The sequence below is a fragment of the Paenibacillus rhizoplanae genome (genome assembly GCF_042684125.1).
Lineage (GTDB): Bacteria > Bacillota > Bacilli > Paenibacillales > Paenibacillaceae > Paenibacillus_AQ > Paenibacillus_AQ rhizoplanae.
This window is the reverse complement of record NZ_JBHUKY010000064.1, coordinates 109,429-121,640: the sequence shown is the minus strand read 5'-3', so window position 1 is coordinate 121,640 and position 12,212 is coordinate 109,429. Positions and strand designations below refer to the sequence as shown.

The 12,212-nt window shown below is 44.6% G+C and carries 9 protein-coding genes and 1 pseudogene; 7 read left to right on the top strand and 3 right to left on the bottom strand.

Translation table 11 applies throughout. From position 1 onward, the window contains the following. The 6 genes and pseudogenes from ACFSX3_RS26235 to ACFSX3_RS26210 form a co-directional block, all read left to right on the top strand. On the top strand, nt 1-2,262 hold a 2,262-nt coding region (locus tag ACFSX3_RS26235; protein ID WP_379313446.1), incomplete at its 5' end, for a phosphopantetheine-binding protein. A 1,158-nt stretch (nt 2,263-3,420) separates the two neighbouring features. Further along, nucleotides 3,421-4,356 (top strand): LytTR family transcriptional regulator DNA-binding domain-containing protein, encoded by a 936-nt coding sequence (locus tag ACFSX3_RS26230; RefSeq protein WP_209993666.1) that lies wholly within the window; start codon nt 3,421-3,423, stop codon nt 4,354-4,356. A 138-nt stretch (nt 4,357-4,494) separates the two neighbouring features. Continuing rightward, the gene (locus ACFSX3_RS26225; RefSeq protein ID WP_209993665.1) at nt 4,495-5,340 is read left to right on the top strand and encodes an ABC transporter ATP-binding protein; all 846 of its coding nucleotides are present in this window, start codon (nt 4,495-4,497) and stop codon (nt 5,338-5,340) included. Continuing rightward, nucleotides 5,337-6,047: an ABC transporter permease gene (locus tag ACFSX3_RS26220; protein ID WP_209993664.1), complete on the top strand. Its 711-nt coding sequence runs from the start codon at nt 5,337-5,339 to the stop codon at nt 6,045-6,047. The genes ACFSX3_RS26225 and ACFSX3_RS26220 overlap by 4 nt, the downstream gene beginning before the upstream one ends. Before the next feature lie 308 nt (nt 6,048-6,355). Next, nucleotides 6,356-8,632 carry a preprotein translocase subunit SecA gene (locus tag ACFSX3_RS26215; RefSeq protein WP_209993663.1) on the top strand — a complete coding sequence of 759 codons (2,277 nt, stop codon included), beginning with the start codon at nt 6,356-6,358 and terminating at the stop codon, nt 8,630-8,632. Nucleotides 8,633-8,949: 317 nt separating this feature from the next. Beyond that, nucleotides 8,950-9,048: pseudogene (locus ACFSX3_RS26210) on the top strand (RNA polymerase subunit sigma-70); the annotation flags it as partial. A gap of 784 nt (nt 9,049-9,832) precedes the next feature. Here the strand turns inward: ACFSX3_RS26210 and ACFSX3_RS26205 are convergent. Then, nucleotides 9,833-10,732, bottom strand: a complete 900-nt coding sequence (locus tag ACFSX3_RS26205; protein ID WP_379313452.1) for an IS3 family transposase — start codon at nt 10,730-10,732, stop codon at nt 9,833-9,835. Nucleotides 10,733-10,752: 20 nt separating this feature from the next. After that, complete coding sequence (locus tag ACFSX3_RS26200; RefSeq protein WP_039310863.1) at nt 10,753-11,091, bottom strand: transposase; 339 nt, start codon at nt 11,089-11,091, stop codon at nt 10,753-10,755. 71 nt (nt 11,092-11,162) lie between these two features. Between ACFSX3_RS26200 and ACFSX3_RS26195 the strand changes: the two genes are divergently transcribed. Next, nucleotides 11,163-11,717: a 4'-phosphopantetheinyl transferase family protein gene (locus tag ACFSX3_RS26195; RefSeq protein WP_379258913.1), complete on the top strand. Its 555-nt coding sequence runs from the start codon at nt 11,163-11,165 to the stop codon at nt 11,715-11,717. Here the strand turns inward: ACFSX3_RS26195 and ACFSX3_RS26190 are convergent. After that, a complete protein-coding gene (locus ACFSX3_RS26190; RefSeq protein ID WP_379313450.1) occupies nt 11,681-12,046 on the bottom strand; it encodes a transposase in 366 nt (121 codons plus the stop codon). The two genes, ACFSX3_RS26195 and ACFSX3_RS26190, sit on opposite strands and share 37 nt — an antisense overlap. Nucleotides 12,047-12,212 lie beyond the last annotated feature (166 nt).

The window sequence follows — 12,212 nt, the reverse complement described above, 5'->3', positions numbered from 1 at the left end:
CCGTTTGAACCTGGGGAGCGGATGTACCGGACGGGAGACCTGGCGAGATGGCTGCCGGATGGAAACCTGGAATACATGGGCCGAATTGACGAGCAAGTGAAAATTCGGGGATACCGGATTGAGGCGGGAGAAATCGTACATCGTCTGCTGCAGCACACGGACGTGAAGGAAGCGGTGGTCATCGCCCGGAAAGACGAGAAGGACGAGTCTTATCTGTGCGCGTATGTGGTGAGCGGCGGGGTATTCGAGGCTTCCGGGCTGCGTGCGTATTTGAAGTGTAGTTTGCCGGAGTACATGATTCCATCCTACTTCGTGCGTCTGGAGCAATTTCCGCTCACCGTCAACGGCAAGGTAGACCGAAAAGGGCTGCCGGCTCCGGAAGAAAGCCTACAAAACGGAGCAGAACAAGCAATGCCCGAGACGGAGCTGGAGGCCAAGCTGGCGAAGATTTGGCAAGTGGTATTAGGTGTTCCAAGGCTCAGTGTCCTGGACAGCTTTTTTGACCTCGGGGGGCATTCTCTCAAAGCGCTGGTGTTGATGTCAGAAATGGAAAAGGCAGGCTGCCGTGTTACCTTAACGGATATTTATCACTATAAATCGATCCGAGCGCTCGCCGCTTACCTTCAACCGGCTAAGGAGCAGGAAGGCCTCATCGAAGCGAAGGAAACTCTCGTTTCCTGGCTGCACCGGGGGACGGAGGGCATGTATGAACTGGTCTCGTATCAAGTTAGAGGTGTGTTCGAAGAAACGAAAAATATTAACATTCTATACAGCGACGATGTGGAAAAGAATCGTGTCGAAAGCCTCGTACAGATGATGAACGGGAAGGTCACCAAAAATCTGCTACCACACTATATCGTGCCTCTGCATCGAAGGATTGAAGTGGATCCGAACGAGACGATCGATGAAGAAGTTTTTTTCCGGCGTCTCTGTTTAAACAAAATAGAAACGGATGAGGCAACAACCATTCGCGCGAGGCTTCAGGATGAGTACCTTCAAACTGATCGGTGGATCAAAAAGGGTCAAGTGGTGCAGGTGTATCCGTTTGGGGCGATACAACAGATGCAAATCAAGTTCCAAACGCCTCCTAGCATCGTTTTCTTCAAGCTGGACGAGTACGTGAATTATACACTATTAGACCAGTCCTACGCTCAACTCGTGCAGCGTCATGGTTTGTTGAGAAGCGTTCCCGTCCAAGGGGAGCCATGCGTTTGCTGGAAAGAATACGCTTTTCTTTCCTCCCGTCCGCCGAAGCTTTATTTAATCGACGTATCGGGCTACAATTCGTACGGTCCGTTTATGGACATGCTGCAAGATTTCGTTCACAACACTCGGTACGACGGGGAGCGCATCTTGTATCAAATGATTCTGTTAAAACGAAATTTGCGCGAGCATTATGTGATCGGACTTTTGCATCATGCTCTTAGCGACCGGGTGACAACCGAAGTCATCGAGCGGCAGATGGTCTCTTACTACAGAAGTCTTCTGCTAAATCAAGTTCCGCCATCTGACGAAGTGAAGCCTTTTCTTGAGTATGTCAAGCATATTCAAAGCGGTCCGCAAGGCATCTCCGAGCAAGAATTGATTTCAGCCTTTGAACTGGAGGCATTTCACCGAAGCAAGCAGAATATTTTACGCCGGCTGGAGCATCGAACGAGTGACGAAGCCTTCTTGTTCAATGTTACTATTCCGTCCAATGAACATTCCTTGGAGCGTGCGCTTTCTGTTTATACCAAGGGCTTGCAGGCCTACTTAGAGACGGATCATTTCCCCTTGCTTTTTTTATACGACGGACGAAGATATGAAGAAGCGTCATACTACAATACGGTCGGCGAATTTATTGATTTTGTGCCTCTCTTCATTGATACGGGGTGGAATACGGATAAAACAATGCGTTCCGTCAAAGCCCGGCTGGATCTTTTGAAGGATAAAAACCTTAATTTTATGCATCTGCTCACTGATCCTGCTTGTCGTTACGACTGGTTCAGAACCAAGAGGTTCGTACAGTTTGGGGAAAATTATGAGCATGTCGATCTGTTCATGTTTAATTATTTGGGCAATAGCGCCAAGGGGAGTTTGCGGGAAAGCTACGACGATACCGTCGTGAAACAGCCGAATCCGCTGCCGATCTATTCGCTGTTTAACTGTATCGCAACATCTTACGCCGACGGGTTCATTTTCTCCCTTCGCTGTAGCTACAAGATTGACGTTGAGGAAGTCAGGACGGCTTTTCTCAAGGCAGCGTGTGAACTATACACATAAAATTACAGCTTGGGCAACATCGATTCCAGTGGGGCGGCTCTCAGGTCTCGGGGGTGTCCGCGGACATACGCACTTGCAGTGTTCAACTGGTGGAAAGTGCAAAAAGTTGAAGCAGGGGCCCGGATGTGGTTTCAGAAAAGGTGTGGATATGGGCGTGTTCCCGACAACGCCAAACATTTGTGTTTTGGGCAGGACTCTTACCGCCAATAACGAGAGTGTCGGTAAGAAAAAACCACATCTGAAAGAACAATCGAGCAAGCCATTTTAATAGCTAAAGTTCAGGGTTACCGCATATTGCATGCAGGAACATATTTTAAAGATAGATTTAGGATCTGCGTGCTAAAAGTATTGGCAACCAAAGTTTGGTAGTGGTCATGTAGACCATGGCAATCAGGTTTGAACGTTTCTGAAACCGCGAGCTTTTCGTTTAACTGATTGCACGAAAGAATGTCTCGGTGATCGTGCTCTCTCTTTAGCCCCAAAATTGGATTTGTGCTTAGTACACTTAACAGTGTGAAGCTGGATGCAGAGCCAATGGAGGGGATTTTATTGTGCAACAAGGAAGGTTTACAATCGAGTTCAAACAGCAGGTTATTTCAAGAGGCCAAGGAAGCGGCCATGCTTCTCAGGTTACTCATCGACATAACAGTAACCTTAAGCTGCATTATAGCTGGATGGAGCTAGCAGAGCATTTAGATTGGCACACTTCGTCCAAGACGATTAAGGTATACACGCGCCTTCACCGCCGTTTCATTCCCTAGAAGGCGAGAACAAGCAGCTCAAAGAAATTCTTGGTTGCTATGTTTGCTGGCATCCGACCGGTTATTCGAACGGATAATGGACAGCAGTATATTAGCCAAGTCGTCGGACAGGCCGAAATCCACACCAGCTACAACAAATTTTTAAAATGGATTTGGAAGTGCTTACTCCTTAAAAACAACGAAAATTCGCTTGGCTTACTGTCACTCGGTAAACGACCAGCATCTTCTCCATTCATAGCTACAGCCTGACAGAGGATCGGATGTAAAGTATATGATAACAACTGATATGGATTAGAGAATACATAACACTATAAGTTTAAATATAAACTGACAAAAAAGTATCTAGACATTATAATTGTTATATATATCATATAGCGGAACTAACCTGGAGGAAGGTATGCAATTTCAACCGATGTATTATGGTGGGGAATTATTTATCCCGAAGATCGAATTAAGTCTGACATCGAACCAATCAATTGGGATTATAACGGACTTGAAGCGAAAGCAACTTTTAATGAATCAATTAGTGAATCATTCCCAATATTATTTATTTCGAGCTGGTCAAAGGGAGTATATGCGTTTAACGGTGGAAGAGCTAATCACTTTTTTAATTAAAATATCGGAAAGGCATGAGCGTGCCGCCGTGTTAATGGATTATTTTGCTTTAAAAGAAGAATGGAAGGTAAAAATCAAGGATCTAAGCCCATCGAAAAGAATGTTTGTGACATTGCTGCGTATCTTTTTTGCGCATCAGCCTACAGTTGTACTGGAGGAACCCTATTTTTACTTAGAAGAGCAAGATCGTCGTCAATTTAAACGAATTCTAGTTGACCTTTCGAAAGAAAAGCAAGTATTAATTTTAACTTCGAATTTAGAGGATGCCATTATATCCTGTAACGCAATTTATCGATTGAATGAGTCCGGATTTCATCAAATGGATATTCGGGACTCAGAAGAGGATAAGCAAGAAGTGCAGAAACAAGATGAGGCCAATATTATCTTGCAGAAGATATCTACAAAAAGAAATGACAAAGTGGTTTTATTTAATCCGCCTGAAATTGATTTTATAGAAAGTATAGAGGGTTCGATCCTTGTTCATGTGGGTGGGGAAAATTATAGTTGTGGTTTGACGCTAACTGAGCTCGAGCAGAGATTATTAAATTTCGGGTTTTATAGGTGCCATCGATCATACATCGTTAATCTGCAAAAAGTTAGAGAGATTATTACATGGACGAAGAATAGCTACAGCTTACGATTAATTACAGATAAAGATGCCGTGGTTCCGTTATCTCGTTCAAAATTGCATGAATTAAAAGCACTCCTTAACATTTAATTTCCGGAGTAATGTCGAACCAATCAAGCATTCATAGGTACCATTCAGGCGTTAACAGCTACATTTCGGCGGGTTTTGATGGCTGCAAGCATGTAATCTATATATATTTAAGTCATCAATTCTAAGGAAGTGGTATTTGTGGATGTTATACAAGTAGAACGTATTCGAAAGAGATTTGGAAATAAGGATGCGTTAACAGATGTGTCTTTTTCAATTCCGAAAGGTGAAATTTTTGGTTTCCTGGGTCCGAGTGGTTCAGGAAAAACAACATTAATCAAGATTTTAACTGCGCAGTTAAATCCGACAAGTGGTCAGGCAAGTGTATTTAACCAGCCAGCGAAGATGATGCAGCAGTCTTCACAGAAGATGCGTTTTGGCATTTTGACGGATAACAGTGGTCTATATGAGAGATTAAGTATTGAGGAAAATCTGGAGCTGTATCGTAAGTTATATGACCTTCCCAGATCTGCGGTCGATAAGGTGCTGCAGTTTGTAAACTTAAGCGGGGAGCGTAAAAAGAAAGTCAATCTCTTATCGAAAGGGATGCGTCAGCGTGTCATGCTGGCATGTGCGATTATCCATGAGCCCGAACTATTATTTTTAGATGAACCTACTTCGGCTTTAGATCCAGTAAACTCAGCACATATTTATAAAGGCTTACGCTACTTAAATGAGAATGGGACAACGATTTTTTTAACAACACATGATATGGCTGAGGCCGAATTGATGTGTAACCGTGTAGCGATTCTGTATCAAGGACAAATTCAAACAATCGGCTCACCAAGGGAACTAAAAAAACAGTATCGGGAAAACGTAGTTTGTGTTGACTTAATTAATGGGGAAGCATACGAACTCCCGATCGGTGAGGAAACAGCTGATCAAATAGCTGATTGGATGAAACAAGGGTTCATTGATCGAATAGAAACAAAAGAGCCAAGTCTGGGTGATATCTTTATTAAAATGACAGGAAGTGAGTTACTATGAGTATCTCATTAAAACGTGTCTGGGCGATATTTACGAAGGATTATAAAGAGTTTTCACGCAATTATGCGATCTCTATTATGTTGATTTTTCCAATTATTCTCGCATTTATTTTTCGGGAGGCAGGTTCGAGTTTGCCTGGAGCCAGCGGTTTTCTTTTTAATACTTCGTTTGTATTACTAACATGTTTCGCACAAGCATGTTTGATTGCGGAAGAAAAAGAGCGTAACACTTTACGGTCGTTAATGATGACTCCGGCCACAGCCATGGATGTCCTAATCGGTAAAAGTTCTTTAGTCTTTGTAATGTCTGCTGTTATTCTGGCTATTGCTACGTTTATATTTGGCTATGATCCAACTGGTATATGGGCGGTCGTGCCAACACTCATTCTTTCGATTATTCTCTATATAGCAGCCGGGACGATATGTGGTTTATTCTCCAAGACTTTGCTTGAAGCATCATTATCTATACTTCCAGTGGCTTTCGTATTCATGGGGGCACCTTGGGGAGAGATGTTAGTGAAAGATTATCCAATCTTTAAAGTGCTGGATTATGTGCCGAGCAGTCAGCTTGTTCATTTGCTAGGTATAAGCAATACAGGCTTTACGATGGAAGATGTATTAAAACCCCTCCTCATTACTTTTGTATGGACGGTTGTATTAACCATTGTGTCTGTTGTTTTGTATCAACGACGGTTAAAGGATGAGTAGAAAAATTAACAAAAAAGCATCTGACATTTAACCGCAGTCCGTGCTGCAGTGTTGGGGGAATCTATGGCTCGACCAGCACAATAATAAATGATAAAAATGGATATTACGGAAGGCGGCGTCATTTCTATCACTTCGGAGCAGTTGACCGATAATCCGGCCTAGATCTACGAGTATTCGGCGGACGGTACGTTCCGGAGTGCGGATGGGAATACGACGGGTTAATCCAAATATTGCTATTTCGATAGACTTTGATTATACTTTAGCCACTATAGAATCGTGTATTTCTACCGAGGAGGGATCAAATTGCGATGAATTTAGTCGTCAAGCTGATGCAAAAATTCAAAAACTATGATAACCAGAATAAGCTGAAAGTCTATCAGGACAAAACGGAGCTCATCAAGAAACGGAACTTGGAAGCATGGGACGATGGGCAGCTTCAAGCGGAATCCCTCCGTCTGCAAAAAGAAGCGCGGTCGGGTACACCTTTGGACGAACTGCTTGTGGATGCTTATGCGTTAGTCTGCGAGGCAGCGAAGAGGCAGCTCGGATTACAGCCTTATGATGTCCAGATCATGGCTGCTATCGCACTGCACGAGAGAATGTTGATCGAGCAGCATACCGGTGAAGGAAAAACGCTCTCTGCTGTTATGCCTGCTTATCTAAATGCGCTAACCGGCGAAGGCGTGCACGTGCTGACTTTTAACGAATATTTGTCCAAGCGGGATGCGGAGTGGATGGGCCCGATTTACCGTTTCCTAGGATTAACAGTAAACTCGGTTCAAACGGGTATGAGCCTGTTCGAGAAACGGGAAGCATACACCGCGGATATAACCTATGTTACGGCTAAAGAAGCGGGATTCGATTATTTGCGCGACTCGATTGCACTGAGCGAAGCCGATACCGTGCACCGACCTTTCCATTACGTCATCGTGGATGAAGCGGATTCACTGCTTCTCGACGAAGCACGGGTGCCGCTAGTCATCACCGGCGAGACCGGCACTTCCAGGAGCGACGGTATTCGTTTCGCAGAAGTGGCTCGGCAGCTACAGCCAGTAGAGCATTACGACTTCGACGAGTTCGAGCGGAACGTTTACTTGAATGAATCAGGCTCGGCGAAAGCGGAGGCTCTGTTGGGCTGCGGCAATTTGTACGAAAGCCATAATAGTCATCTGTTAACTTCATTGAATTGCGCGCTGCATGTGGAAGCGTTACTAAAAGAAGACGTCGATTATATCGTACGGAACGGTGAAATCGAGCTGATCGAAGAATATACTGGACGTGTGGCCGAGAACCGGTATTTGCCGGACGGGCTGCAAGCGGCGCTTGCGGCCAAAGAAGGGCTACAGCCTATAGCTGGCGGGAAAATTCTCGGGACAATTACCCTTCAACACTTTATTAGCCTGTATCCGCAGATTTGCGGAATGACGGCTACCGCGCACGCTTCCGCAATGGAATTCGAAGCTATTTATGTGCTGCAGGTCGTGCAAATTCCGCCCAACCGGCCAAACATACGGATCGACCATCCGCACCGGATTTATACTCATAAAGAAGCCAAACTTAAGGCACTTATGCAAGAAATCTCGTCTGTTCATGCCACGGGACGTCCAATTCTCATTGGTACGTCAAGCGTTGAGGAGTCTGACATGCTGGCGGAGGCGATAGCGTTTGCCGGCGTACCTTGCCATGTTCTGAATGCGAAGAACGACGCAAAAGAAGCCGAGATCATTGCCAAAGCGGGAGAAGTTGGCGCCGTGACGGTGTCCACGAATATGGCGGGACGTGGTGTCGACATTCGGCTCGGCGGCGGCAACCCCACGCAAGCAGAAGTTGTCGCTAAACTGGGCGGGTTGTACGTGATTGGTACACATGTGAACGAAAGCATGCGAATCGACGACCAACTTCGCGGGCGTTCTGGCCGCCAAGGTGACCCGGGAGATTCCGTATTTTTCGTAAGTTTGGAGGACGAGTTGCTGCTTCGGCTTGGCATCAATAAAGTGATTCGCGCTCATAAGCAGGATGAGGCTCTCGAAGAGCCGATGCTACGGAGCAAAATCGTGCATATTCAGCGCGTTATTATGGGCCAAAACTTCGATATCCACCAGGAACTGAACCGTTATTCGGATATGGTGGAGGATCAGAGGCGAATTTTATACAAGGAGCGGCTCGAAATTTTGAAAGGCGAGCAGAGTATGAGCCCTTCGGAGCAGAGGGTACGGCTTTTTTATATCGATGAGTTCTGGGCTGAACATCTGGCATACGTTTCTTACCTTCGCGAAGGTATCCATTTGGAGAGCCTTGCCAGCCGCAATCCGATCGACGAATTTCATACGCAAATTACCCAAGCATACGAGCAAATTTCGGCTAAAATAAATAGTGCGTCGGCGAATATGCTTGTAAGGCTCGGAGGTTCAAATGATCCGGCGGAGTGGGGAAAGTTCGGTCTGAAGAGTCCTACTTCCACTCGGACTTATATTATCAACGATCAATTCAGCCAGAATATGCGCAGCTCATGGACCGCAGTGACCGTATTTTCTTATTGGCTTCGCACGATTACGAGGCCAATATTCAAACTGTCAAAATATTGATGAAGCATAGCTTTTTTAAGGATGACCGGGACGAATACTGCGCTGAATAAGTTGAAGCGTTGACTCCGGACAATAAAAACATCGCGAGGCTTTCTCAATTTTATAATCGTTAAAAACATACCAACCATTGCCGCCACTGCTCAGCCGCTTTTTTTACTCATTATGTGAGGGGGATTTATTTGCCGACGATAACAAGGAACACGTGAACGACTGACTTCGACTATGACCACCTTGCATCATCTCCCCGATTATTACTTCGGCCTCATCCTTCAAGTGAGCAGGAGGATGGATTTGCAAGCAGCAACATGTTGTTCAGAACGGATAAGGAAGGTAACGAGATCAACATGATCGATATCTTCGGCGATGTGATTAAGGAAGCGTATCTTAAGGTCGAGAAGAGCAAAATCTACCGGAATCCGATATTCTCAGTCTATCGTTAGACAGCCTTTTTCGTATTATTAGGTCAATCAGAGATTACTGGTTGGCCTTTTTAATAGCCATTTTATGATGGAGGTAGCGGGAGAACGTGACAGCCCCTGGGCATGTATACCCCGTACTAAAAACAGTTCGGGCGAGTCCAAGAAATTCTGCAAACTACTAAAGGGTTAAAAAAGTTAAAATAACTCTTGTAGGAATTAGAGCAGAAGACGACCCGCAAGCCTGCCGTTATTTTAGAACCTGCCTGGCATTATCACCGTATCCTGGTGCTCTATTTGCAACAAGCTGGATATGAAGTCATTCTCGTCAATTCAAGCAGGCAAAGAGAGCAAGAAGAACCGGTTTGCGTAAAGTCAAAACGGACGCATCAGATGCCTGACATAGCATTAGCTGGTTTTTGATGTTGAAATTCAAACGCATAGTTCAAAACAATTATGTAAAAAAGCAGGATTTATATGTATAACATTTGAAATTTAGTGTTATAATTTGAATGATATGATTCTAATTCAAACTTCCTTTAATAGAAAATGGTTTTCTCAAAATGTGCCGTATATGGGATTTGTATTTCGGATTTTCCGCCTTCTTTGGTTGAGCCCTTACTAAATTTTATCAATAATAAAGGAAAAATATTAAAATTTCATTTTAATAAGGATAAAATAAGGAGCTTAGTCGGAGAACTACTTATAAAAAAGATGATAACCGGTTCGGCCCCCTAATTATGGAGACATTCTGCTAAACACTCGTGTTTTCGCAGGATCTTGTTTACAGCTTTATTTCTATCGGTTTTAGCTTGCCTGCTTTCCATGCGGCGTGGTATTGCTTGGGGCTCATGCGCTGCAAACTGCCATGAAAACGGCGCTCGTTGTAAAAATTAATATAGACTGCGACCGCTTCATAGGCTTCTTCAAACGTTTCAAAGTACCTTTTCGTATACAAATCTTTCTCCAAAATGCTGTGAAACGACTCAATGTAGGCGTTCATATTCGGCGTTTTTGGAGGAATCCGCTCATGCTCCAGTGGACGCTGCGTTTCCGCACACAACTCGCCAAAGACGTCGCTTAGGAATTGCGGGCCGTTATCGGAACGGATCACCGGTGAGGGATCTCCAGGCTGTAAACGTCGGCCTAGGGCCTCCCTCAACGTGGCACAGACTTGCTTCGCTGTACAGTTCGCTCCTACGTGGTAGCCGACGATACAGCGGTCAAACACATCAATCATGTCAAAGATAAAAAAGAAGCGGTCGTAGCCATGAATGTATCCATATTTAATGTCAATCTGCCAGAGTTGGTTGGGGCCGGTGACCACTCGATTTCGCGCTAAACGCCGAGGGTATTTTAGGTTCCTCACCGGCTTTTTCTGAAGCAATCCGAGCTTCTTGCACAGCCGGTACGCCTTCTTGTGGTTGAGGATTAAGCCCTGCTGGACCGATAGGGCATACGCCAGGTTCCGGTAGCCATAGCCGTTCTCCTCGCCCTCTACCAGCTCACTCAGCCACTCCTCGATCTGTAGGTCACTGACCCGCAGACCGCCGGTAGTGAGGGAATAGGCGGGGATCGGACGACCCGAAGTCACTACCGCATCCGGGGCACTCCAAAGCCCCAGGAAATGTTTTTTATGCGCATAATAGGTGGAAGGTTGAACCTCCACGATACGTAGAACCAGTGTAGCCGAATAACCCCGCTTTATCGCTTCGTCGGCCAGTTCGAGTTTGTCTTGTAAGCGGGGTTGGCTTTTTTTAAGAGTTCACGCAGCAGTTCGATTTCCAGATCCTTTTCACCCAATAACTTAATGGCCGTCTCCATCTTCGTCTCCAGATCTTGGACACGCTCCGCATCTTCAATCCGTTCTTGGACGGACGGAGTGGCCTCTTCTCCAAATCGTTCTTTGTAGAACTTCACCCAATTGGCAATGGTGCTGGGAGAGACGGAGTACTTTCGGGCCAGGAAGGAAACCTTGGTTCCATTGATCGCTTCCTGGGCTACTTTGATCCGCTGTTCGTCATACAACTTGTTGCTTCTCATCGGCTCCACTCCCTCTTCTTAGTGTACCTCTTACATGTCAAGGTCTCCACTTTGATTAGGGGGCTTAAGAGATAACCACATTATTTTACGTTCCACTTGAGGAAATAGAAATTAGCAGGGATGAGTATGGAAAGCCTTTTTTGCTGAGTCCCCCGATTAATCTAAAGTTTAACATTTCACATTCAGGGGATTGGGTTGTTGTTGCTATTGATAGTATGGAAATAGGTATTGATATAGAGCAAATTATTACAATGAATTTAGAAATAGCTGAACGTTTTTTTGCACAAGAAGAATATAAGTATATAGCAAAACAAAGTTCACAAGAACAGAAGAATGAGCAATTTTTCAGAATTTGGACAATGAAAGAAAGTTATATAAAAAGGGTGGGAAGGGGATTAGATATACCACTTGATAGTTTTTCAACGATAATCAACAATGAGGAAGCAACAAGCATCCGTGTTGAAGAGAATCTTAGGTATCTCAAAACTTTTCGGCATGATACTAACTACTTTATTTCAGTTTGTTCTACAACACCCTTTGACGTCAAGAATATTGAAATTATTGATATACATTCTTTCATGCCTGTTGATTATCTAGTTTCTGGAATTTGTAGGCGCGACAAATAAACATACTTATCCAGAATCTTAGCGATGGCGATGAACCATTCTACTTGCCATTGGTTCGTTTGCATACATTCTTTAAATCGAATAAGAGGAATGGATTTGCACGCAATAACAAGAGATGTGGACCGAACGTAGAGCCATTTCAAGATCACATAAGTCATGAGTGCAGCAAACAATTGATTGAATACGGCATTTTCTGTCGTCCCAAACAGAATAGGGACATTCAAATTTTGTTTGATCCACCGGAAGAACACTTCAATTCCCCATCTAGCCTTGTACATCTCTGCGATCTGTTCTGCTGCCAGATGCCTGAGATTGGTGGCTACTCGAATGTCATGACCCTAATCATCCGTGAAGATGACAACACGGTGCCGAAGCTTCGATTGACATTGGGGCGTTCCCAAATAACAGGTGATGTCCTTGACGACGTTGGAGTTGGATTTCTCTGCTCTCTTTAGGGAATGAGAGGAAACCAGAGTTACATTTTCTTTAATCCGA

What these genes read in the sequence shown, in the direction of transcription:
- ACFSX3_RS26220 (WP_209993664.1), top strand. Translation starts at nt 5,337, where the DNA reads ATGAGTATCTCATTAAAACGTGTCTGGGCGATATTTACGAAGGATTAT.
- ACFSX3_RS26215 (WP_209993663.1), top strand. Translation starts at nt 6,356, where the DNA reads ATGAATTTAGTCGTCAAGCTGATGCAAAAATTCAAAAACTATGATAAC.
- ACFSX3_RS26200 (WP_039310863.1), bottom strand. Translation starts at nt 11,091, where the DNA reads ATGAGAAGCAACAAGTTGTATGACGAACAGCGGATCAAAGTAGCCCAG.
- ACFSX3_RS26230 (WP_209993666.1), top strand. Translation starts at nt 3,421, where the DNA reads ATGCAATTTCAACCGATGTATTATGGTGGGGAATTATTTATCCCGAAG.